The following is a 22,988-nucleotide window of genomic DNA, read 5'->3' on the forward strand; positions in this document are numbered from 1 at the left end:
GGTGGGTGGGCGCCCCGGTGCGGGACGCCCTTTTGTTTATGGGGGGGGGGGGGGGGGCCCCGGGCCCCCGGCCCCCCGGGGGGGGGGGGGGGGGGGGGGGGGGGGGCGCCCCCCCCCCCCCACCACAGCGCCGGCGACCACCACGTCCATGTCCGTGCTTAACCGGTCACCTTCGCCGGACGACGGGAGCGCAGCCGCTCCAGCAGCCGGTCGGTGCCGGTCACGTCCGCGTACTTCTGGGCCATGTCGAAGAGGTTGACCTCGTGTACCACCGGACTGCGGTCGTAGACCGCGTCGGCGGGCACGGTCACCTTGAAGTTGTACGAGAAGGCGTCGACCACACTGGATCGGACGCAGCCGGAGGTTGTGGCACCGGTGACCACGATGGAATCGGCGCCGACGTCGATCAGGTAGCTGGCGAGGGGGGTGCCGAAGAATGCGCTCGGGTGCCGCTTGGGCAGCAGGATGTCGCCCTCGACCGGGGCGATCTCCTTCACGAACTCGTAACCGTACGTGGGGATCGACATGATTCCCGGCACCTTCGCTCCGAGCCGGCCCGCGTCGTATGACGCCTTCGGCGCCACGTGGGGGTAGAGCACCGGCAAGTCGTTGGCCCGGAACTCGGCCAGCAGCTCGGCGATCCGCTCCACGGCGTCCCAGCCCACGTCGCCGCAGCTGGTGGTGAACTCCTCCACGGCGGCGTCGAACGGCTGCCGGCGGGTGCCGACCGTACGGTACTGCACGTCGATGATGAGCAACGCCGGCCGTGCGCCCAGGCCGACCGGACTGCCGAAGCCGGCGCGGCCGTACCGCCGGATGGTCTCGTTGTCGACCACCCCGGCGCCGCCGACGGTCCACGGTTGCTGCGTATTCATGGCTGGTCCTCCTCGCTGCCGTGCACGGCTCGCAGCGCGACCGAGCCGCTGTTGTGACGGGTCAGGTAGCGGCCGGTCGCCGTGGTGTCCAGCTGCCCGTCGCGGACCGCGAAGTGCCCGCGTACCAGGGTGTGCACGACCCGGACCGGCACCTTGCGGCCCTCCCATGGGGTGTACTGGGCGGCCGAGTGCTGCTCGTCGGCGGTGATCGTGGTCGTCCCGTCCAGGTCGACCACGACCAGATCGGCGTCGGAGCCCACCCGGATGGTGCCCTTGCGGGGATAGAGGCCGAACAGCTTCGCAGCTCGTGTGCTGGTGGCGTCCACCAGCCGGGCCAGGTCGACGCCGCGGGCCAGCCCCTCGGCGAGGGTGAGCGGGAAGAGCACGCCCACGCCGGGGAATCCGGCAGAGGCAGTCCAGATGTCCTTTTCCTTGAACGACCGGTGCCGGGCGTTGTGGTCCGAGCCGATCGTGTCGACGCTGCCGTCGGCCAGCCCCTGCCAGAGCGCCTCGACGTCGGCGGGGGTGCGCAGCGGCGGGTTCACCTTGCCGTAGGTGCCGCAGTCGGACTCGACGCTGAGCGTCAGGTAGTGCGAGCAGGTCTCCACGAACAGGTTCGGGTACGCCGAGCGCTGCATCCGGGATACGTCCAGCGCCGCCTTGCTGCCGGTGTGCACGGCGTACATCGAGGCGCCGGTGACGCTGGCCAGGTAGGACACCCTTTGCAGCGCCTCGGCCTCCACGTATGGCGGTCGCGCAGCGTTCCACGCCCACAGCGGCCCCTGCTCGTTGTCCGGCCGGGCGCCTTCGCGCAGCCGGCGGACCAGCTCGATGTTCTCCGGGTGGGGGTTGACCATCGCGCCGTGCTCGGCGGTCAGCCCGAGCAGCTCGTACATGAAGGCGTCGTCGTTGCCAGGCATGCCCAGGTAGGCGCCTTCGTCACCGCGAAAGTTCATGAAGAACTTGAAGCTGGAGACCCCCAGCTCGCTGACGTACGCCGGCAGTGCCCGCAGATGCTCGGGCGTGCCGAGGACGAAGTGGAACCCGAAGTCGGTGTGCGAGTGCTGCTCCATCACGGCCCGCGCCTCGACGAAGACGCTCTCATACGGGTCGGCGCTCATGAGGTACACCAGCACGGAGGTGACCCCGCCCGCGACGGCGGAGGCGGACTCCAATGCCGCGTCGTCTGGGTCCTTCGGCACCCGGATGTCCTTTCCGAGGTGTACGTGCGGGTCGATGGCGCCGGGTAGGACCATCGCGCCGTGCAGGTCGACCGTCTCGGCGGCGGCGCCCGGAGCGTCCGGGGCGACGATCCCGGCGATCCGACCCCTGGCCAGGAGCACGTCGACCTCGGTCAGCCCGGTGCCGTGCAAGAAGACCCGCCCGCCTTGCAACCGCAGGTCGACTCGGTCCGCGTTCATGCCGCCTCCTCCTTCCGGCCGACCGCGTAGCGGCGGTCCACGTCGTCGAACTCGGGCTTGCGAACCAACGCCTGCCGGTCTGTCCAGGTGATCATGAGGCCCTCTGCGGCACGAGTGTCGCCGTGCTTTGCCAGGTGGGCCAGGACGGACCGCATGCCGACCACCGCGCCGCGCATTGCGGCGTTGGCGTACAGCGCGATGGCGAAGCCCAGGTCGGCCAGCTCATGCCGGGACATCAGCGGGGTAAGGCCGCCCTCGACCATGTTGGCCATGTGCAGGCCCGCTACCTGGCTGGTGACCTGGCGCAGTTCGTCGACGTCCCGAGGTGCCTCAACGAAGAGGACGTCCGCCCCCGCTTCCCGGTAATGTGCGGCCCGCTCGCAGGCGGCGTCGATGCCGTCGACGGCCCGCGCGTCCGTACGGGCGATGATCACCAGGTTTTCATCGTCCCGAGCGTCCACCGCGGCGTGGATCTTGCCGACCATCTCCGCGGTGGAGATGACCTCCTTGCCGGCGAAGTGGCCGCACTTCTTGGGACTGACCTGGTCCTCGATCTGGATTGCCGCAGCACCGGCCCGCTCCAGCCGCCGTACCGTGCGCTGTACGTTCAGGGCGTTGCCGAAGCCGGTGTCGGCGTCCACCACCAGCGGGATCTCAACCGCGTCCGCCATCGCCGCCACGTGATCGGCCAGTTCGCTCATGGTCAGCAGGCCCAGGTCGGGCATGCCCAGGTAGGTGTTGGTCACGCCGGCGCCCGAGACATACACCGCGCCGAAGCCCGCCTCCTCCACGATTCGCGCGGCGAGCGCGTTGGGCGCTCCGGGCAGCAGCAGCGGTGGGCCGCTACCCGCGAGCAGCTCCCGGAGCCTGCGGGTGGTCCTCATGGCTGGTTCCTTTCGTTGGCCGGCTCCTCGTCGAACGGGAGACCGAGGACGGAGATAGCGCTCTCCATCGAGTGGTGGAGGTGTTCAGCCATCAGTCGGGTGGCCAATTCCTGATCCCGCGCCCGCAGCGCATCGAGGATGTCGGTGTGCTCGACGATGGCCGCGCGCGCCCGGGTAGGTCGATGGGCGGACATCGTTCGGGCAAGGGAGATCTGCCGCTGAGCCTCCAGCGCCGCGGCCAGCAGCGCCGGGTTGCCGACGAGCCTCACCAGCTGCAGGTGGAAGTCCAACTCCGGCGGATATGCCGGGTCCGCGCTGCCGCTGAGCCGGTTCTCCGTCTCGTCCAGCATCGCGGCGAGGCCAGCCAGGTCGTCGTCGGTGGCGCGCTGACAGAGCAGGCGTACGGCGTGCAGTTCCAACGCGGCGCGCAGTTCGTAGAGCTCGGCCACCTCGGCCCGTTCGAAGGTGCGGACGAAGGCACCGCGGTGACTGATCACCGTGAGCAGACCCTCGCTGGCCAGGCGCTGGATCGCCTCGCGCAGCGGGCCTCGGCTGATGCCAAGGGATGCGGCGAGGATTACCTCGTTGAGCCGCTCACCGGGCTTGAGCTCACCGTCGAGGATCATGTCGCGCAGCACCGACTCGGTACGCTGGGAAAACGTGCTGTCGCGGGTCAGCCGCTTGCTGACGGGCTGGGTCACCGGGGCTCCTTCTGGTCGTCACGCAGGCTGGCACCGGCAGTTTCCTGCACCCGCAGGGCGGCTACGAGCGTCACTGCCGCAGTTGCCAGGAACCGGCGAACCTCGGCGTCTCGGCTTGCCTGCTGCCGTGCTGGGCATGCTGATGGCCTCTCAGCTTGAGGGAGCGGGCGTCCGCCGGTGTGTCCCAACCCGCATCTGACCAGGAAGCCTGCCTACTGTCAACAGTTGGCAAGCCTGCCACCGGTCAGATGGGCCGCTGATGTCCTGCCCGTCGGGGTCGCGAACACGTCGTCTCGGTGTCTGATCGCGGCTACTCGCCCCAGCCCGCCTGTGCGGCCGGTCTCTCACAGCTACCACCTTGAAGGCCAGAAAGATGCTCCACATAGGTCTATCGGGAGGGTCGAAGCATTTTGGGGCAGTTGGGATCCGTTCCGCTGACAGGAACGTCGAAGACAAGAAGTCATTTGATACGCCTCTGGTCAACGGCCATTGGTTGCGGTAGCTTCCACTAACGCGCCTCTAGCAGTGCTTTTGAGAACCGAGGGGCATCTAGCCTCTCGCTCGATGCTGATCCGCTTAGCGGAACGACCTTGATGGACGGCTAACAGGAGGACTCCCCGTTACTGCGCTGGCGCCGGTCCGGGCCACGCCATCGGACCGGCGATTGGAGTCGAGGACTATGACGAACAGCAGGCTTCTACAAACGGAGGCTTGTCGAAGATTGGGCGTCAGCCTCCCGATTGTCGGTGCGCCGATGGGCGGGGTGGCCGGCCCAGAACTAGCCGCAGCGGTGTCCTCCGCCGGCGGTCTCGGCATGCTGGGACATGCCAACAGCGATCTCGCCGCAGTGCGCGAGGAGATTAGGCACGTCAAGGATCTGATCGACAAGCCGTTTGGTGTCGGACTGCTGTTTCCCACAAGCGACCGGACCGAGCCACCCGGTCTTGTACACGAGCCGCCACAGGACTCGCCGCCAGAACGCAACCCATTGCCCCTGTTCCTACGGCAGTTCCAGGCCGTGCAGCCGGCTGGTGTGCCCGCACCGTCGCGGTCGCCGAGACCCAGGCGTGTCCGTCCATACAGCTTGGAGGCGGCCGAGCAACGGCTCGACATTGTGATCGAGGAGAACGTCCCGGTGCTGGCGTGCGGGCTCGGCACGCCGGCACGGGTGGTCAAGCGCGCCAAGGCACATGGCATTCAGGTGATCGCGCTGGTCGGCAGTCGCCGTGCAGCAGTCGAGGTCGAGGAACGCGGCGTCGACATCGTGGTGGCGCAGGGGCACGAGGCCGGTGGGCATACCGGCCGCACCACGACCTTCGTCCTCGTCCCCCAGCTCGTCGACGCCTTACGGATTCCGGTGCTCGCGGCCGGAGGGATCTCGGACGGCCGACAACTTGCCGCTGCCCTGATGCTGGGGGCCTCCGGCGTGCTGCTGGGCACGCGTCTGCTGGCAACACCGGAGGCGCGCACAGCCGACAGTCACAAGGCCCGTGTCGTGGAAATGCGGGAGGACGACACGGTGGTGTCCCGCTGCTACACCGGCAAGCCGTCCCGAGTGCTCCGGAACGCGTTCACCGACGCGTGGAAGGGCCACGAGAACGAGATCCTGCCGATGCCGGAGCAGTGGGAGATGGTGGAGCCGGTGGTTGCCCCAGCCAAGGCGGCCGGCTCGCTGACGTTGGCGAACTGGCCGACCGGGCAGGGCGCCGTTCTGGTCCGGTCGATCGCGCCTGCCGCGGAGGTGGTTCGGCAACTGGCGGCGGAGGCGGCAGCGCTCATCTCGAACGGCGGTAGCGGAGGGGAAAGGTCCGACCGGGAGGGGGCGCGGTGCTCAGGTTCGTGATCCGCCGGCTTCTGCAGGCCGTGCTCACCGTCTTCGGAGTCCTAACCGCGACGTTCTTCCTGGTTCGGCTCAGCGGCGATCCCACCAGCCTGCTGCTGCCCGTCGAAGCCAGCCAGCGCGACATCGACCGGCTGCGCACCGAGCTGGGCCTGGACGAGTCGCTGCCGAGGCAGTACCTCACGTTCCTCGGCAACGCGTTGCAGGGCGATTTCGGCGAGTCGCTGAGGCACCACAGCTCGGCGCTCGGTCTCGTGATCGAGCGACTGCCGGCCACGCTCGAGCTCGCGGCCTGCGCGTTCGTGCTCGGCCTGCTGCTCGCGCTCCTCACCGGCGTCGGCCTGCGGCTCGCGGGAAGTCATTGGCTGCGGACGGTGGTGATGTGGTTGGCCTTCGTCCGGCAGGCCATCCCGGTGTTCTGGTTCGGACTGTTAATGATCCTGCTGTTCGCCGTCACCCTCGGCTGGTTCCCGTCGCTGGGATACGGCGGATTGCAGCACCTGTTCTTGCCGGCGGTGACCCTGGGCACGTACGAGCTGGCCCTGTATCTCCGGCTGTTCAACTCGGCCTTCGCCGAGGAACAGGAACAGGACTACGTACGGACCGCATATGCCAAGGGGCAGAGCAAGGCCGGTGTCGTGCTCCGCCAGATGCTCCCCAACGCGCTACTTCCGCTGATCACGATCGCGGGCATCAACCTGGGCGTGCTGCTCGGCGGAACGGTCGTGACCGAGACCGTGTTCAGCTGGCCCGGCGTCGGCCGGCTGATCGTCCAGTCGGTGAGCCAGCGGGATTATCCGGTGACGGTGGCCGGTGTCTTCCTCGTCTCCTTGGTCTTCGTCCTAGTCAACCTTTTGGTCGACCTCCTCTACGCCGTTCTCGACCCGCGGGTCAGGCTGTCATGACGATCTTCACCCGGCGTACCTCAACGCAGCCCGACGTCACCGCCCCGGTGGCGGACCCGGCCCGCCCCGGCGCGCTCCGACGGCGCCGGCCAATGCTGTCCGGCACCATGCTGCTGGCAGCCGCACTGCTGGTCGGTGTAGCCGTCCTCGTGATCATCGTGCCGTTCTTGCCCGGCTACGACCCGTACGGCCAGGACTTGGGTCGGGGCCTGTTGCGGCCGATGCAGTCCTTCAACGGCGACCTCTTTCCGCTCGGTACCGACAGCCTCGGCCGCGACCTGCTGAGCCGCCTCGCGCTGGCGGGGCGGGTATCGGTCCTGATCGGGCTGAGCGCCGTGGTCGTCAGCCTGCTGATCGGCGTGACGCTCGGCCTGATCGCCGGGTATTTCCGGGGGGTTGCGGAAAACGTCATCATGGGACTGGCGGACCTGCAGTTGGCCATCCCCAGGGTGCTGCTTCTGATCGCGGTGGTCGCGGTAATCGGTCCGAGTGTGCTGAACCTGACCGTGTTGCTCGCCCTGACCAGTTGGGTCGCATACGGCCGGATCGCACGGGCGATGGCAATGTCGTTGCGGGAGCGCGAGTTCGTGCTCTCGGCGGTGACCCAGGGCGCGACGGCCGGCTGGAACATCCGCAAGCACCTGCTACCGAATGTCGTGCCGCAGATGCTGATCGTCGGATCGTTCGAGCTGGGCCAGATCATCGTGTTGGAGGCGTCGCTCAGCTACCTGGGCCTCGGGGTCCAGCCACCCTTGCCGAGCTGGGGCTTGATGATCAGCGAGGGGCAGGACTACCTGAATTCGAACCCTTGGCTCTCGGTGCTGCCCGGGATCGCGATCTTCATGCTCGTCGGCGGGGTCCAGTTCCTCAGCCAGCGGTTCACCGCCGAGAGCCACCAGGATCTCGACATCACGGCGAAGACGTCGGTGTAGGAGTTGATGTGTCCGGACAACCAGACCGCGAAGCCCTGCTCTCCGTACGCGATCTCGTCGTCGAGTTTGCCGCACCGGACGGGTTCCACCGCGCTGTGGACGGAGTCTCCTTCAACCTCTACCCGGACGAGGTTCTGGGCGTAGTCGGCGAGTCCGGCTCGGGTAAGAGCGTCACGATGCTCGCCGTCATGGGCCTGCTACCGCCCGCACGTGCCCGGGTTGTTGGCGGGGAGATCTGGTACCGCGGGCGAAACCTGCTCACGGTGCCCCGCAAGGAGTTCCAGGCGTTGCGGGGCGGCGACCTCTCGATGATCTTTCAGGACCCGATGACGTCGTTGAACCCGGTACGCCGGGTCGGGAGCCAGATCGCCGAAGCGATCCGGCTGCACCGTTCGACTCTGTCCCGCTCGCAGGTCCGCGACCGGGTGGTGGAGTTGCTCGGCGTGGTGGGCGTGCCCGCGCCGGAGCGACGCTATCGTCAGTATCCGCACGAGTACTCCGGCGGAATGCGACAGCGGGCGATGATCGCGATGGCGATCGCGAATGAACCGTCCGTGCTGATCGCCGACGAGCCGACGACCGCGCTGGACGTGACGATCCAGGCGCAGGTGCTGGACGTATTGGCCGAGGCTCGCGGGCGGACCGGCGCCTCGGTCATCCTGATCACCCACGACCTGGGTCTGATCGCGGAAACGGCGGATCGAGTCGCGGTGATGTACGGCGGTCGAGTCATGGAGCTGACCGGCGTAGAAGAGATCTTCGCCGCGCCGAGGCATCCGTACACCGTCGGGTTGCTGGCCAGCCTGCCGAAGCTGGATTCGTCCGCCGACGTGCTCTACTCGATTCCCGGCCAGCCGCCTGGCATTCGCAACCGGCCCTCCGGGTGCGTGTTCCACCCGCGGTGTGGCATGCGACAGGAGCGCGTCGAGTGTGTGGAGAGGATTCCGGTCCTCGAACCTGTTGGCGACCCCGGCTCCGCTACGCCGCACAGCGCCGCCTGTCACTTCGTCGGGGAGACCGCCGAGTGGCGGCAGCGGGTGTCCACCGACGAGGTTCCGGCCGGCAATCCGGTGGGAGGGTGAGTTGACCATGGCCATCGACAAGGCTCGTCCCGGCGCCCAAGACACGGGGCCTGGGACGGACGAGGCACTGCTGCGAGTGGTGGATCTGCACACCCACTTCAAGATCCGAGGATCGGGCGGCTGGCGGAAGGACGCCCTGCGGGCCGTCAACGGGGTGTCGTTCAATGTGGCGCGGGGCGAGACGTTGGGCCTGGTCGGCGAGTCCGGCTGCGGAAAGACCACGCTCGGCCGCACCATCCTGGGGTTGCATGCCGCAACCAGCGGCGCGGTCCATGTCAGCGGAACCAACCTGGTGGGGCTACGGGGTCGCCGTCTGCGCCGGCACCGCAGCGGCATGCAGGTCGTCTTCCAGGACCCGTACGCTTCGCTCGACCCCCGCATGAGTGTGCACGACGTGATCGCCGAGCCACTGCGTATCAACGGCATGTACCGCCCGGAGCGGGTGGCGGAGTTGCTGGAGCAGGTCGGGCTCAGGCACGACATGGCGAGGTCGCGACCCGCCGAGTTCTCCGGCGGTCAGCGACAGCGGATCGGTATCGCTCGTGCCCTCGCTCTCCGGCCGGAGCTGCTGATCCTCGACGAGCCAGTGTCGGCCCTCGACGTATCTGTCCAGGCCCAGGTCATCAACCTGCTCAAACGCCTTCAGCGGGAGCTCGGGCTGACCTACCTGTTCATCGCTCACGATCTGTCCGTGGTTCGGCACATCTCGCATCGGGTGGCGGTGATGTACCTCGGCAAGATCGTCGAGATCGGCGACCGCGATCAGGTGCTTCGGAACCCGACGCACCCGTACACCCAATCCCTGCTGTCCGCAGTACCGGTACCGGATCCGGTACGGCGGGACGCGCGACGCCGGATCGTCCTGAAGGGCGACATTCCCAACGCGATCAACCCACCCTCGGGCTGTTCGTTCCGCACCCGATGCTTCCGTGCCGAACCGAGGTGCGCGACCGAAACGCCGGCGCTGGTCGAGCGCGTCGGCCCCGGCCGGCTCACGGCCTGCCACTTCGCTGCACCAGATCTGGTCAGTGACCGGGCCGCGACGGCGACTCCGGCCCCATGACGAGAGTCTTGTTGGAAACCCACGTGATTCCTCGAGGAGAGACATGTTTCGTCGACTAGGGAGAGTGAAGCCGCGCGCAGTTGCCGCGGTGATGGCTGCGCTGGGCCTGGTGTTGGCCGGATGTTCCGGTTCTCCCGTTGAGAACGGGGAAGAGGATCGCCTGGTGGTGGCGCAGAGTTCGGACATCCTGACCATGGATCCGAGCGTCGACACCTCACCGATCAGTCTCAATGCATTCAAGAACGTCTATGATCAGCTCACCGATATCAGCGCAGACGGCGACGTGGCCCCGCAGCTGGCCAGCTCGTGGGACTCGTCCGCGGATGCCACCACCTGGACATTCACGATTCGCACCAACGCCAGCTTCCATGACGGAACACCGGTCACGGTCGATGACGTCATCTGGACCTACAAGAAGATCATCGCCGACACCAAGTCGCCGGTGAATACCTACCTCTCCGACGTGGCCGACATCGAGCGGGTGTCCGACGAGCAGATCCGCTTCAAGCTGAAGAAGCCTTTCGCACCCTTCGACCGGCAGGTGTCGCTGATCTCGATCATGCCGCAGAAGGCGTACGAGAAGATGGGCGCCGCCGAATTCGCGAAGACGCCCATCGGTTCCGGTCCGTTCAAGTTCGTCAGCTGGCAGAAAGACACCCAGCTGGAACTCGCGGCCTTCGACAAATACTGGAAGGGCGCGCCGGCGATCAAAACCTTGATCTTCAAGCCGGTGCCGGACGAGAGCGCAAGGCAGGCCGGCCTCATCTCCGGCGAGTTGGACGTCGTGCCGGTCCTGCCGCCGTCGTCCCTCCAGCGAGTGAAGTCCACCAAGGGCGTCCGGGTTCAGCAGGTGGCCAGCAACCGGGTCCTCTATCTGGGCTTCAACGCCACCCAGGCTCCGCTTGACGACTTGAAGCTGCGCCAGGCCATCGACTACGCGATCGACCGCGAGGCGATCTCTCGCGACCTGCTCAAGGGCCTGGGCAAGCCGATCGGTCAGGTGGTGGCTCCGGTCACCTTCGGCTATGACCCGAACGTGGCGCCCGCCAAGTACGACCCGGCTCGTGCCAAGGCGCTGGTCGCCGAGTCGAAGTACGACGGGCGGCCGATCGTGTTCCAGTACCCCAACAACCGCTACGCCTTCGGCAACGAGGTTGCCCAGGCGGTCGCCGGCTACCTGGGTGCCGCCGGCATCAAGGTCGAGATGAAGGGCATGGAGTACTCGGCCTTCTTCCCGCTCTGGACGGGCAAGAAGCTCAGCGGCATCCACATGTTCGCCTACGGTCCGTCCATCATGGATGCCGAGCTGCCGCTGGGCAGCCTCTATGCATCCACATCACGGGGCTACTGGTCGAACGAGCAGGTCGACAAGCTGATCGAAGAGCAGCGTGCGGCCAGCAACCCCAAACAGCGTGCGGAGCTGATTGGCCAGATCTGGCGCCTCAGCCAGCAAAACGTGCCATACGCGTTCCTCTACAACGAGGTTCAGGCGTACGGAATCAGCGACCGGGTGAAATGGGAGCCCCGCCCGGACGAGCGGCTGCTGTTCCAGCAGGCATCGATTAAGTAGCCGACATGGGAAACATGCTCAGCAACCGGGCTGCGGCCGAATCGGCGGGAGCCGTCGAGCGGAGGTGGCGCAGGTGACGGCTCCTGCAATCCGGGCGGACCCAGCGCGAACGGCGCTGGTGATCGTCGACATGCAGAACGACTTCTGCCACCCGAGCGGCTACTACGCTGGAGCGGGGCGGGACATCTCGGCGCTGCACGCCACGATCGGGCCGGTTCGGCGGCTGCGGGACCGGGCCCACGACGCTGCTGTGCCGGTGGTCTTCACCCGGCTGTTGCACGACACCGCTCGCGGACCGATGGAGCGGCGGCATGACCTGGTGCCGCGCCGGTGGACCGCTTCCGGACGCCGGTTGGAGCCCGGCTCCTGGGGGGCGGACATTGTCGCGGACTTGACCCCCCGGCCGGACGAACTGGTGGTCGACAAGGCCGGTTACTCGGCCTTCGACGGCACCGGGCTGGAGCGGTGGCTGCGGGAACGACAGATCAAGACCCTGCTGCTGGCCGGCGTGGTCGGTTACGCCTGCGTCCTGGCGACCGGCTTCGCTGCGTTCGACCGGGACTTCGACGTACTGCTGGTCTCCGACGCCGTGGGGAGTTGGGAGCCGGAGCTGGGCAGGTCAGCGCTGTCCATCGCGGATCTGCTGCTCGGCTGCGCGGCTCCGGCGGACGAGATCGTGTTCGAGTCACATCGAGGGACGGGCGCCCCGGTCCCCCCGGGATGAGCCAGGACCCGACAACGGAAGGAGCGCGGTAAATGTCATATGCTTTCGGGGCGATCGACACGGTGTGCAACTTCGAGTTCGCCGACCCGGACATCGAACGGCCGGAATGGTCCAAGACCTTTATCACCGGGAAGATCGGCGCCGATCCGTCCTCGGTCGGCTCGTTCACCGTCGAGTCGTTCATTGAGAAGATGGACAGGGCCGGTGTCGAGCACGCTTTCCTGATCGCGGTCAAGGCGGGCAGCATCCAGCACAAGATCCACCGGCGGGTCGCGTACGAGAAGGTCGCCGAAGTGGTCCGGCAGTACCCGAACCGGTTCAGCGGCCTGGCCGGGGTGGACCCGACCGAGGGGATGGCCGGGCTGCGCGAGCTGGAGTGGGCGATCACCGAGCTGGGATTCGTCGGGGCGCACCTGTATCCGCACTGGTTCGAGCTTGCACCGGACCATGCCAGGTACTACCCGATCTACGCGAAGTGCGCCGAGCTGGACGTGCCGATCCAGATGCAGGTCGGCCACTGCCTGCGGTACTCCGAGGAGCGCCCGCTGGCCAGTGTCGGGCGCCCCATCACCCTGGACACGATCGCCTGCCACTTCCCGGAGCTCAAGCTGGTCGGCATCCATATCGGCTGGCCGTGGGTGGAGGAGATGATCTCCGTGGCGTACAAGCATCCCAACGTCTACATCGGCTCCGACGCGTATGCGCCCCGGTACTGGTCGCCGCACTTCGTCCACTTCATCGACTCCTGGGGCAAGAAGAAGGTGTTGTTCGGCACCGACTTCCCGGTGATCGATCCCGAGCGGGCCCGTAAGGAAATCGAGGAGTTGGACATCCGTCCCGAGTCCCGGAAGCTGTTCCTCCGGGACAACGCCATCGATCTTTATCGGCTGAACCTGCCCAAGGCCGAGGAGGTGCGATGACGGCGGAGGCGTCCCTCGCCGACCTGACCCTGCCGGATCTGCTGTTCCGGCCGCCAGCCGAGGTCGGCGCGTTGCAGGACCGGCTGTTGGCCGAGACCGTTGAGCGTTGCTACCGCGGTCATCCGTTCTATCGCCGACTGATGAAGCAGGAGGGCCTGGAGCCCCGGCACATACGCAGCCGAGCAGATCTGTCGCGGCTGCCGGTTACCCGCAAATCGGACTTCCTGGCGGACCCCGAGGCATTCCGGTTGCGCGCTGACGACGCGACGCTGCTGGAAAAGACGCTGTGGAAGGTGATCTATACCACCGGAACCACCAGCGGGCAGCCGGCACCGGTCTACGTGACCTCGTACGACCACTACGCCTACATGTACCTTGCGTCGCGACGGCAGGACCTCATCGGGATCCAAACCACCGACGTGGTCGCCAACCTGTTCCCGCTGACGGAGTTCCCCATGGGGGCGTACTCCCGAGCAACGGACGAGGCGGCCGCCTGCGGTGCCGGCATCGTCTTCGCCCACCCGGGTCGGCCCGGCTCCCCCTTCCCGCTCCACCGCGGCCTGAGCGAAGCCGTCCAGCTGGTCGAACGCCAACGGGTCACGGTGTTGTGGGGGATCGCGAGCTTCGTCCGGCGGGTGCTGGTGCACGCCCGGGAGGTGGGAGCGGACTTCACCGCGGTGCGGATGGCGATGATCACCGGTGAGGCCGCTTCCGGGGCGATGCGCGAGGACCTGCGGCGCCGGCTGCAGGAACTGGGCTGCGTCGACCCGCGGGTGGTGAACAGGTATGGCTCCACCGAGCAGGGCGCGAGCATGGTGGAGTGTCAGGAGGGGAGCGGATTCCACAGCCTTGCGCCGGACCAGGTCTTCCATGAGGTGGTGGACGCCGACACCGGCCAGCGGCTGGCTGATGGAAAGCTGGGAATGCTGGCATTCAGCCACCTGATCCGACGCGGCACCGTGTTTCTCCGATACCTTGTCGGCGACGTGGTGTCGATGACGCACGAAACGTGCCCGCACTGCGGCCGTAGCTGCCCCCGCCTCACCTCGCAGCCGGTGCGCAGCGGGGACTTCGTGAAGGTGAAGGGCACGCTGGTGAACCTTCAGGTGCTCCGCGACCAGTTGGAGCACGAGGAGTCGATCCAGGAATACCAGATCGTGCTGCGGCCCGTCGACGAGCACGACGAACTGTCGGTGGATGAATTGGTGATCAGACTGGCCGTGACACCGGGAACGGAGCAGGGTGTGGCATCAGCCGTGACAGCTGCCGCCGTGCGTACTACTCACGTCCGACCACGGGTCGAGTTCGTCGAGCCGAGCGAGATTTTCAACCCGGCACAGTCGATCAAGCCCGTCCGGGTGCTGGATCTGCGGCCGACGCGGGTGTGAACGGAGATACTGGGATATGGCTCGCATCTGGTTTCAGAAGCACACCGTCGCCGGCCGGTTGCCGGGGCTGGACGAGATGTACCACCAGCACTTCGATGCGGTGCGCAGCGCCGGCACCGAGGTGGTGGTTCATACTCTGCCGGAAGCCACCTACCCGGATCGGATCCCGGCCGGGATGGTGCGATACGGCGCGGTGGAAGCGTTGTTCGCGCCGTACTTCGCGGCGACGGCCCGCCGCGCGGAGAAGGAGGGCTACGACGCATACGTGATCGGCACCAGCCAGGATCCGGGGCTGTGGGAGGCCCGGGCCCTGGCGAGCATTCCTGTCCTCGCCTACGGCGAGACGGCATTCCACTTCGCGGCGATGACCGGGCGCCGCTTCGCGGTGGTTGGGTTCATCCCCGAGCTGCGAGAGCCGATCGAGGAAAACATTCGCCGGTACGGGCTGACCGACAAGCTGGTCGGGTTCGAGTACTCGCCCGAACTGGGGCCGGAGGCCGTGGTCGACGCACTCAACGGTGATCCCAAGGCCTTCCTCGCCGCGTTCATCGAGACGGCAACCAGAGCGGCGCGCCGGGGGGCCGAGCTGATCGTGCCGGGCGAGGGGCTGCCCAACGAGATCCTCGTCCACGCCGACGTGCGACAGATCGCGGGCGCGGCCGTCCTGGACGTCGACGGGCTACTGGTCCGGATGGCGGAACTGCTGGCGGGCCTGCGGTCGTCCGGCATAGCGCCGGATGCCGAAACCGGCTACCGTTCCCGGCGGCCGGACGAGGCCGTGCTTGACCACATGTTCGACCTCTTCGCCCCGAAGGTCCTGAAGTAGGACGGGAAGACTCCGATGACCGCGACATACGGCGACGCCGAGGCCGGCACTACCGCAGCAGCACGGGTGGCCGACGTGCTGCTGCTGTTTCTCGGCGGCCCTGAATCGCTCGGGGTCACCTCGATCGCTAACCACCTCGGCCTGAGCAAGGCCGTCGTCCACCGCATCCTGGTCTCTCTGGTCTCCCGAGGTTTGCTCGCAATGGACGGGAAGACTCGGCGGTACCACCTGGGCCCGGCCGCCGCAGCCGTGGGTGCGCGCGCCCTACGCGGGCTGGATGCACGGGAGATCGCCCTGCCGGTGCTCACGCGGCTGCGGGACGAGACCGGTGAGACGACAACGCTGTCAATGCGGGTGGATCGGGCGAGGGTATACGTGGAGCAGGTCGGGTCGCCCCGAGAGATCCGCATGTTGGTAGCGCTCGGCCGGCGCTTTCCGCTGCACGCCGGCAGCTCGAGCAAAGCAATCCTGGCATTCCTTCGCACCGACGTCCAGGAGCGAATCCTGTCGGAGCCGCTGGAGCGGTTGACCGACCAGACGATTGTCGACGTCGCGGCACTCCGCGATGAGTTGGCCAGAATCCGTCGGTCGGGCGTCGCGACCTCGCTTGGGGAACGCCAGGCGGGGGCTGGGTCGGTCGCCGCGCCATTGTTGGGATTGGATGGCTACTCGGTGGGGGCGATCAGCGTGTGTGGACCGGCTGAGCGCTTCGGCGGCGACCGGTCCCACCAATACCAATCATTGGTGTCCGAGGCCGCCCAGGCCATCTCCCGGAAGCTCGGGTGGGGAGGACCGCTCTGACCGGTTCGCCGGCTGTTCCCCTCCCGAATGTATCCAGATTCCAGCCAGCGAGCGGACGGTCATGGCGGCCGGCGGGATCGCGGCCGCCAGACCGATGCCGCAGTGGTCAGCCGGCCAACGCGCCCGCCCGCCGTACCACCTCGGCCGCGGTGCGGACCACGGCCCGGTCCAGCATTCGACCGTCGGCGTCGGTCGCCACACCGGAGCCACGGCGTTCAGCCCGCTCCATCGCCTCCAGCACGGCCCGCGCGGACGCCAACTCGGCGGCGGTGGGAGTGAACAAGCGGTTCTGGCAGTGGTGGCCACGGGGATTCCTCGCGTTTCGCTCTAGTCGCGGCGCCGTCAGGCGACGACGTTGCGGGCTTTCAGGTCGGCGATCTCGGCCGGGTCGCAGCCGAGCTCGTCGACGAGCAGAGAGTCGGTGTCGGCACCGGGGTCGCGTCCGGTGAACCGGATTCGGCCCGGCGTCTCCGACATCCGCCACATCACGTTGTGCATCCGCATCGAACCCAGGTCGGGGTCGTCCACCACAGTGATCATCTCGGTGGCCTGGACGTGCGGGTCTTCGACGATGTCCTTGGCGTTGTGGATTGGGGCGACGGCGGCACCGACCTCGGCGAACGCCTGGGTCACCTCGTCCCGGGTGCGCTCACCGATCCAGCCGCCGACGTACGCGTCGAGCTCATCGGCGTGCGCCACCCGCCCGAGGCCGGTACGGAACCATGGCTCGTTGATCACCTCGGGGTGGCCGACCAGCCGAAGGACCCGCTCGGCGATGCTTGGGCACTGGTGGACACGGCCGCCCACGAACCGTCTTTGGTCTCGTACGTGTTGCGGGGCGCGTTGTTGGTGGAGCGGTTGCCCTGCCGGCGTTCCACCACGCCGAGCTGGTCATAGATGGTCGGGCCGGGCCCGACGGCGGTCATGATCGGTTCCAGCAGACTCATGTCAATGACCTGGCCCCCGCCGCCGGAGCGCTCCCGGTGCCAAAGCGCCATCATCACGGCGGAAGAGGTGGTGATCCCGCAGATGCTGTCGGCCAGGCCGAACGCGGGCAGCATGGGCGGCCCGGCGGTACCGGTGAGGTGGGCGAAGCCGGATCTGACAGCACAGTGGCCCGGCCAGGATCGTCGAGACGTCCAGGACCCGCAGGCCCGTCAGCGGTCCGTTGCTCACCTGTTCCACCTCCCCAGTCATTGTTTGGTTTAGCGGAACGCGATTCCGCTGCGCAGAAAGTCCTGTCGTACCTACTGGTCAATGCCGCGTCGCGACCGGATCCGTCCCGCCTGTGGCGATGCGCTGCGCGGGCGCCCGGAAGCCAAGCTCGCCAGAGATCTCCGCCGCCGCCGCAGCGACGAGGGCGCCGTGCGCCGCGCAGACTTCGGGCGTGAACCGGTCCTGTGGCCCGCACAGCGAGATCGAGCCGAACACCTGGCCGGTGGAGTAGCGCACCGCCGCCGCCACGCTTCCCGCGCCGCTCTGCCTCTCGCCTTTGCTCACCGCGTACCCATGGCGCCGGATCCGGGCCAGCTCCGCCCGCAGCTGTATCGCGGAGGTGATGGTGGACGGTGTGACCGCCTCCAACGGCTGGTTGTCCAGATAGTCATCGACCTCTGTGTCGGATAGCGCCGCGAGGATAGCCTTGGAGGACGACCCGGAGTGCAGCGGATGACTGGTGCCCAGCGACACTGACATCCGCACCTCGTGCGACGAGAGCACCTGGTCGACGTAGACCCGGTACCAGCCCTGCCGTACCGACAACGTCGCGGTCTCACCGCTGGTGCGCACCAGCCGGACCAGGTACCGGCGGGCGATGTCCGGCACGTTCATGGCGCGCAGCGCAGCCAGTCCCACCGTCAGTGCGCCCGCGCCGAGCCGGTATCGCTTGGTCTCCTCGTCGAAGTTGAGGAACTCGTCGGCCACCAGCTCCTTGAGGATCCGGTGGGCGACCGCTTTCGGCAGCCCCAGCTCCCGTGCGATGGCCGACACGCCGAGGCTCTCCGGGGCACGGTCAGCGATGATGTTGATAACGTCGAGGGCACGCCCGAGGCCCGACCGGGCCCGACTGGCATCACTCGCGATGACGGGTGTCGTGGTCATCCTCAGTCCTTCCTGTCGATGTACGGGGGCGGGAACCGCCGGAGCATCAGGTGGGTGCGACGGGTGTGCCGGCTGGCAGGCCCTCGACCTGTTGGGGCCGTTGGACCGCGATGACCAGCGCCACCGAGGCGAGCACGGCCAGACCGGCGACCAACTGCCGGCCGGTGAACCTTTCATCCAGCGCCATCATGCCGAGCAGCGCCGCCACGGCCGGAGCCGCTGTCCCGAGCCTCATGCCGACCCTCCTGTCCCAGGTCGGCCCGCACCTGCGCGGCCACCGCGGCCGCGAACGCCTCGGGCTGCTCGTCGGCGACGAAGTCCGTCCCCCCTGGAATGGTGACCAGCGGCGCGTGCGGCAGCGCGGCCCGCACCTGCGGCGTCATCCGGTCGAGCAGGTCGTCGGCCCCGTGCAGCAGCACGATGGGCAGCCCGTCCAGCGCGGCGGTGTCCACGTGGTGGTCGAAGACCGCCCGGTAGGCCGTGGCGTAGTCCGGTCCGGTCAACAGGTACTCGGTGACCTGTCGGTTCGCCCCCTCCGGGGTCAGCCTCGGGTAGAGGCCGTGCACCCGGTCCCAGATCACCCGAAGGTGCTCGCCGTCGCGCGCCGGGACGTAACCCGGGGCATACGACCGCTTCTTCTCTGTCCGCTCCTGCTCGTCATAAAGCGGGATGCCCTGCAGAATCAACCGGTGCACCCGCTCCGGCGCGCGCATCATCGCCTCGGCCCCGATGATCGCGCCGGTGTGCTGCCCGAGCAGGTGCAGCCGGGGCAGATCGAGGGCGTCGGCGACCTGCCAGACGGCCTCGGCGTACTCGGGAATGGACCAGGGGCGTGGCGGCGGGTCGGACATGCCGAACCCCGGCGTGTCCAGGGCAATGACCCGCAGGCCCTGCTGCGCCACCGGCTCGACGACGGCGTCGTACGTCGCCGACGACAGCGGGGACTGGTGCAGGATCAGCAGCACGGGGCAGTCGGCGTCGCCGCCGTGGCGGTAGTGCACCTGTCCCCACGGCACGTCGACGTATCCCCGGCGGGCCACACCGCGTGCCCGGCTCACCGCGCCACCGCCATGGCCGCCATGATCTCGATGACGTGCTTGATTCCGGCCCGGTAGTCGTCCAGCCGGATGTGCTCGTTCGGTCCGTCCACTCCGGAGTCGGCCCGCGAGACGCCGATACCGACGATTGGGCGATCGGCGAGCACCCCCTGGTTGCCGATCCACTGCGTGTACGGCTCGATCACCGGCTCCGTCCTGTGCACCCGTCGGGCCGCGTCGGCGACCAGCGCGACGAACGGATCCCGGTGGTCGGTGATGTTGGGCCGGCTGATTGCCATCACGTCGATTCGCAGGTCACCGAAGCCGGTCGAGGCGAGGCGGTCCTGGATGCAGCCCAGCACCCGCTCCGGGTCCTGACCGGGGACCAGGCGGATTTCGAGCTTCGCCGACGCCGTCGACGGGATGCCCAGCGTCACGTCGTCGCGCATGTCCCCGCCGGCGAACCCGGCGACGGTCAGGGTCGGCACGGTACGGATGGCCACTGCCGCCTGCCGGTCGTCGAGATCCCCGGTGAACCGCTCGACCTGCGCCCGCTTGCGCAGGAAGTCCCCGTCGAATGCCACGTCCGCCAGCAACTCGCGCTCCGCGTCGGTTGGCGGCCGGGCGTCGTCGGCGAAACCGGGGATGGTCACGGTCCCGTCGGGGCGCTGCAACTGGGCCAGGGCGGCTGCCAGCCGGGCCGTCGCGGCCGGCAGCAGCGCGGTGTTCTGGCTGGTCAGGTCCCGGGGCAGCGTCTGCGCGGTGAGCCGCAGGTAGAGCACGCCCTTCTCGCCGAGCTTGAGCAGCGGCCGGTCGTCGCCATCGAGCCAGGAGTTCTCCCACAGCGCCGCGTTGCTGGCGAGACGGTCCGCGTGCGCCTGCACAAAGGAGCCGAGGCCTGGGCTGTGCAGCCATTTCTTGCCCTCGAAGATGATCCTGCTGGTGACCGGCGGGGTGAGGCCGGCCAGCCGCCAGGCCGCCACCGCGTGGATCCGGGACATGACGACGCCCTTGTCGTCGGCCACGCCCCGGGCGTAGAGCCGCCCGTCGTGGATCTCCGCCGCATATGGCGGGCTGATCCAGTCGTCGTCGCCCCCGGCCGGCTCGACCTCCACATCGTAGTGAGTGAAGTGCAGTAGTGCCTGGTCACCCTCCCCGGGCACCTCGGCGAGCACATACGGGTAGGACTGTTCCCAGGGGATGACTTCGGCGGTGCCGCCCCAGCGGCGTACCGAGTCGGCGATGAACTCGGCCGTGGCCGCCATCTGCTCCGGCTCCTGCCGGCGACTGCGAATGCGGCACAGCTGCTGCAGCTCCTCGACGAACTCGTCGAAGTGCGCGTCGACCGCCGCCAGGGCGGCCGCAGTGTCAGGGTGTGGCATGCGGTTCCTCACACGGGGTGGCAGGGCTCAGTGGATGGTGACGCCGCCGTCGACGAAGATCGTCTGACCGGTGATCATCGATGCGGCGTCGCTCAGCAGATAGGCGACCGCGTTGGCTACGTCCTGCGGCTCAGCCATCCGACCCAGCGGGATGGTGGCCATCTTGTCCGTCAGGTATGCCGGGTCGCCGCGAACGTCGGAGGTCATGTCGGTGGGCACGATGGTCGGCCCGACCGCGTTGATCCGGATCTGGTCCGGTGCCCACTCCAGGGCCAGGACCCGCGCCATGTGCATGACGCCGGCCTTGCTCACGCAGTAGCCCAGCGTGTTCAACACCGCGATGTGGCCGTTGGTGGACCCGATGTTCACCACCGCACCGCGGGTGTCCCGCAGGGCCGGGAATGCGGCCTGGCACATCCGGAACGTGCCGGTCAGGTTGACGTCGACGACGGCGGTGAAGTCCTCCTCGGACATCGTCGCCGCCGGCCCCCGGCGGACCACCCCGGCGTTGTTGACCAGGAGGTCCAGGCGGCCGTGCCGGTCCACGACCTCCGCGGCCAGGTCGGCGCAGGACCGCGCCGAACGCACGTCCACGTGGTGCCGCGTGTGCGTACCGCCGGTCAGTCCGCTGTCCCAGTCGTCGAGGACGTCGGCCTGGGCCACCGTTGCCCCTCGCTGCGCGAGAGTGGCGGCGATGTGGGCGCCGATGCCGCGCGCCGCGCCGGTGACCACGGCCACCCGGCCGTCGAACCGGTTCGGATCAATTGTCATGGCGTACTCCGTGCCTCCCGGGGCCGGTCAGCGGCCGTGCGGACGGACCCCCGCTCGACCCGTGTCCGGCACACGTGATACCGCTCCCGTCCAGGGTCGTCATGCCCCGATCACCTTGCTTTCCTCGGCCCAGAAGGCCACCCGCTTCTGCACCAGTCGGATGACGAAGTGCGCCACCAGCCCCATCACCGACAGGACCACCAGAACGGCGAACATGCCCGCGATGTCGAAGTTGTAGTTGGTCTGGAGCAGCAGATAGCCCAAGCCCTCCTTGGCACCGATGAATTCACCGACGACCGCGCCGAGGATGGCGAAGACGATGCCGATGTCGAGGCCGGCGAAGATGAACGGCAGTGCGCTGGGCAGCCGCACCATCCGGAAGATCTGCCCCTTGCTCGCTCCGAACACGGTTAGCATCTGGATCTTGTCGGCGTCGGCCGCCCGCAGCCCCTCGACGACGTTGACCAGCATCGGGAAGAACGAGATCACCGCCGCCATGACCACCTTGCTGGTCAGGCCGAAGCCGAACCAGACCACGAACAGCGGGGCCAGTGCGACCTTCGGCACGGTCTGGAAGGCGACGATGTAGGGCATCAGGGTGGCCTCGACGACCTTGATCTGGGAGATGAAGGTGCCGAGCAGCACCGCCGCCCCCACGCCGATGACGAACCCGACCAGCGCCTCCTGGCTGGTCACCCAGAGGTGGCCCCAGAACAGGTCGTCGCCGAGCTCCCGCCACAGGGAGTCGACCACCTGCGACGGCCGCGGCAGGACGTACTCGTCGACACCGATCAGCTGGATGCCGTACTCCCACAGCAGCACGACCACGACGAAGACCGCCGGGACAAGCCAGAGCTGCGGCTTCTCCCGGAAGTCCAGCCGCCGCCGGGCGGAGCCGCCGGCCGGCGACGTCGGTGGCTCGGCCGGCTTGTTTACCAAGTTGGTTGTTGCCATGGCTGCCCCCTGGTCAGTCGATTACGCCAGCGGCGTTGAAATGCCGGCGGATCCGTTCCACGTAGACCCCGGCCCGGTCGGAGGACATGACGCTGAGGTCGCGGGGCCGCGCCAGGTCGATCGGCATGATCTCGGCGATCCGGCCCGGCCGGGGGCTGAGCACGACCACCCGGTCGGAGAGGAACACCGCCTCCGGGATGGAGTGGGTGACCAGCACGATGGTCTGCCCGCTTTCCTGCCAGATCCGCAGCAGTTCGACGTTCATGTACTCGCGGGTCATCGCGTCGAGCGCGCCGAACGGCTCGTCCATGAGCAGAACCGCCGGGTCGTGCACCAACGCCCGGCAGATACCGGCCCGCTGCTGCATGCCGCCACTGAGCTCGTGCGGGTACTTACGCTCGAAGCCGTTGAGGCCAACCATGTCCAACAGTTGCTGGGCGCGTTCCCGGTGTCGGCGGGGATCCAGCTTCTGAATCTCCGCCGGCACCATCACGTTGTCGAAGATGGTGCGCCAGGGCAGCAGCGTCGGTGCCTGGAACACCATCCCGACCTCGGGAAGGGGCTTCGTCACGTCCCGCCCGGCGATCCGCACGGTGCCCCCGGTCTTCGGGCTCAGCCCAGCGAGGATCTTCAGCAATGTGGTCTTGCCACATCCGGACGGTCCCACAACCGAGATGAACTCGCCGCGGCGCACGGTCAGACTGATGTCGCTGAGCGCATGGGTCGGGGTCGACTTGCGGGGCCGGTACTCCTTGTCCAGCCCGGCGATCTCGATCCAGGAACTCTCCGACACCGATGTCGGTGTCTGCGTC

Annotated in this window: 23 protein-coding genes and 1 pseudogene; 11 read left to right on the top strand and 13 right to left on the bottom strand. The window is 68.0% G+C overall.

Annotation, left to right across the window (positions count from 1 at the left end):
* Positions 1-158: 158 nt before the first annotated feature.
* From ACFYPD_RS27180 to ACFYPD_RS27195, 4 genes are read right to left on the bottom strand one after another with little or no spacing between them, the layout of a single operon-like run.
* Positions 159-875, bottom strand: a complete 717-nt coding sequence (locus ACFYPD_RS27180) for an isochorismatase family protein (protein WP_387119220.1) — start codon at positions 873-875, stop codon at positions 159-161.
* Entirely contained in the window at positions 872-2,296 is a 1,425-nt protein-coding gene (locus ACFYPD_RS27185; RefSeq protein ID WP_387119223.1) for a dihydroorotase family protein, read from the bottom strand. Before ACFYPD_RS27185 ends, ACFYPD_RS27180 begins: the two co-directional genes overlap by 4 nt.
* The gene (locus ACFYPD_RS27190; protein WP_387119226.1) at positions 2,293-3,180 is read right to left on the bottom strand and encodes an oxaloacetate decarboxylase; all 888 of its coding nucleotides are present in this window, start codon (positions 3,178-3,180) and stop codon (positions 2,293-2,295) included. Before ACFYPD_RS27190 ends, ACFYPD_RS27185 begins: the two co-directional genes overlap by 4 nt.
* A complete protein-coding gene (locus ACFYPD_RS27195) occupies positions 3,177-3,881 on the bottom strand; it encodes a GntR family transcriptional regulator (RefSeq protein ID WP_387119229.1) in 705 nt (234 codons plus the stop codon). Before ACFYPD_RS27195 ends, ACFYPD_RS27190 begins: the two co-directional genes overlap by 4 nt.
* Before the next feature lie 679 nt (positions 3,882-4,560).
* Here ACFYPD_RS27195 and ACFYPD_RS27200 point away from each other — a divergent pair.
* The 11 genes from ACFYPD_RS27200 to ACFYPD_RS27250 all read left to right on the top strand — a co-directional run bounded on the left by ACFYPD_RS27200 (position 4,561) and on the right by ACFYPD_RS27250 (position 15,932).
* On the top strand, positions 4,561-5,724 hold the full coding sequence (locus ACFYPD_RS27200) for an NAD(P)H-dependent flavin oxidoreductase (RefSeq protein ID WP_387119232.1): 1,164 nt from the start codon (positions 4,561-4,563) through the stop codon (positions 5,722-5,724).
* A complete protein-coding gene (locus ACFYPD_RS27205) occupies positions 5,709-6,626 on the top strand; it encodes an ABC transporter permease (RefSeq protein WP_387119235.1) in 918 nt (305 codons plus the stop codon). Before ACFYPD_RS27200 ends, ACFYPD_RS27205 begins: the two co-directional genes overlap by 16 nt.
* On the top strand, positions 6,623-7,558 hold the full coding sequence (locus tag ACFYPD_RS27210; protein ID WP_387119238.1) for an ABC transporter permease: 936 nt from the start codon (positions 6,623-6,625) through the stop codon (positions 7,556-7,558). Before ACFYPD_RS27205 ends, ACFYPD_RS27210 begins: the two co-directional genes overlap by 4 nt.
* A gap of 8 nt (positions 7,559-7,566) precedes the next feature.
* Entirely contained in the window at positions 7,567-8,640 is a 1,074-nt protein-coding gene (locus tag ACFYPD_RS27215; RefSeq protein WP_387119241.1) for an ABC transporter ATP-binding protein, read from the top strand.
* A 7-nt stretch (positions 8,641-8,647) separates the two neighbouring features.
* On the top strand, positions 8,648-9,703 hold the full coding sequence (locus tag ACFYPD_RS27220) for an ABC transporter ATP-binding protein (protein ID WP_387119244.1): 1,056 nt from the start codon (positions 8,648-8,650) through the stop codon (positions 9,701-9,703).
* Between the two features lie 64 nt (positions 9,704-9,767).
* Positions 9,768-11,273: an ABC transporter substrate-binding protein gene (locus ACFYPD_RS27225; RefSeq protein WP_387119246.1), complete on the top strand. Its 1,506-nt coding sequence runs from the start codon at positions 9,768-9,770 to the stop codon at positions 11,271-11,273.
* Positions 11,274-11,346: 73 nt separating this feature from the next.
* Positions 11,347-11,997 carry a cysteine hydrolase family protein gene (locus ACFYPD_RS27230; RefSeq protein WP_387119249.1) on the top strand — a complete coding sequence of 217 codons (651 nt, stop codon included), beginning with the start codon at positions 11,347-11,349 and terminating at the stop codon, positions 11,995-11,997.
* A gap of 32 nt (positions 11,998-12,029) precedes the next feature.
* Positions 12,030-12,917 (top strand): amidohydrolase family protein, encoded by an 888-nt coding sequence (locus tag ACFYPD_RS27235; protein ID WP_387119252.1) that lies wholly within the window; start codon positions 12,030-12,032, stop codon positions 12,915-12,917.
* The gene (locus tag ACFYPD_RS27240; protein ID WP_387119255.1) at positions 12,914-14,305 is read left to right on the top strand and encodes a phenylacetate--CoA ligase family protein; all 1,392 of its coding nucleotides are present in this window, start codon (positions 12,914-12,916) and stop codon (positions 14,303-14,305) included. The genes ACFYPD_RS27235 and ACFYPD_RS27240 overlap by 4 nt, the downstream gene beginning before the upstream one ends.
* Positions 14,306-14,321: 16 nt before the next feature.
* Positions 14,322-15,131 (top strand): aspartate/glutamate racemase family protein, encoded by an 810-nt coding sequence (locus tag ACFYPD_RS27245; RefSeq protein WP_387119257.1) that lies wholly within the window; start codon positions 14,322-14,324, stop codon positions 15,129-15,131.
* Positions 15,132-15,146: 15 nt separating this feature from the next.
* Positions 15,147-15,932 (top strand): IclR family transcriptional regulator, encoded by a 786-nt coding sequence (locus ACFYPD_RS27250; protein WP_387119260.1) that lies wholly within the window; start codon positions 15,147-15,149, stop codon positions 15,930-15,932.
* A 106-nt stretch (positions 15,933-16,038) separates the two neighbouring features.
* Here the strand turns inward: ACFYPD_RS27250 and ACFYPD_RS27255 are convergent, their stop codons facing one another.
* From ACFYPD_RS27255 to ACFYPD_RS27295, 9 genes and pseudogenes are all read right to left on the bottom strand, one after another.
* On the bottom strand, positions 16,039-16,215 hold the full coding sequence (locus ACFYPD_RS27255; protein ID WP_387119263.1) for a hypothetical protein: 177 nt from the start codon (positions 16,213-16,215) through the stop codon (positions 16,039-16,041).
* 59 nt (positions 16,216-16,274) lie between these two features.
* Positions 16,275-17,020: pseudogene (locus ACFYPD_RS27260) on the bottom strand (CaiB/BaiF CoA transferase family protein); the annotation flags it as partial.
* Positions 17,021-17,186: 166 nt separating this feature from the next.
* Positions 17,187-18,032: an IclR family transcriptional regulator gene (locus ACFYPD_RS27265; protein WP_387119266.1), complete on the bottom strand. Its 846-nt coding sequence runs from the start codon at positions 18,030-18,032 to the stop codon at positions 17,187-17,189.
* 46 nt (positions 18,033-18,078) lie between these two features.
* On the bottom strand, positions 18,079-18,240 hold the full coding sequence (locus ACFYPD_RS27270; RefSeq protein ID WP_387119269.1) for a hypothetical protein: 162 nt from the start codon (positions 18,238-18,240) through the stop codon (positions 18,079-18,081).
* Entirely contained in the window at positions 18,206-19,090 is an 885-nt protein-coding gene (locus ACFYPD_RS27275) for an alpha/beta fold hydrolase (RefSeq protein ID WP_387119272.1), read from the bottom strand. Before ACFYPD_RS27275 ends, ACFYPD_RS27270 begins: the two co-directional genes overlap by 35 nt.
* Positions 19,087-20,451 carry a M20/M25/M40 family metallo-hydrolase gene (locus ACFYPD_RS27280; protein ID WP_387119275.1) on the bottom strand — a complete coding sequence of 455 codons (1,365 nt, stop codon included), beginning with the start codon at positions 20,449-20,451 and terminating at the stop codon, positions 19,087-19,089. The genes ACFYPD_RS27275 and ACFYPD_RS27280 overlap by 4 nt, the downstream gene beginning before the upstream one ends.
* 27 nt (positions 20,452-20,478) lie before the next feature.
* Positions 20,479-21,222: an SDR family NAD(P)-dependent oxidoreductase gene (locus tag ACFYPD_RS27285; protein WP_387119278.1), complete on the bottom strand. Its 744-nt coding sequence runs from the start codon at positions 21,220-21,222 to the stop codon at positions 20,479-20,481.
* A 99-nt stretch (positions 21,223-21,321) separates the two neighbouring features.
* On the bottom strand, positions 21,322-22,176 hold the full coding sequence (locus tag ACFYPD_RS27290; RefSeq protein ID WP_387119281.1) for an ABC transporter permease: 855 nt from the start codon (positions 22,174-22,176) through the stop codon (positions 21,322-21,324).
* 13 nt (positions 22,177-22,189) lie between these two features.
* Positions 22,190-22,969 carry an ABC transporter ATP-binding protein gene (locus tag ACFYPD_RS27295; protein ID WP_387119284.1) on the bottom strand — a complete coding sequence of 260 codons (780 nt, stop codon included), beginning with the start codon at positions 22,967-22,969 and terminating at the stop codon, positions 22,190-22,192.
* Positions 22,970-22,988: the final 19 nt, after the last annotated feature.

Origin of the sequence: Micromonospora sp. NPDC005299 (genome assembly GCF_042872345.1) — a bacterium.
Classification (GTDB): Bacteria; Actinomycetota; Actinomycetes; order Mycobacteriales; family Micromonosporaceae; genus Micromonospora.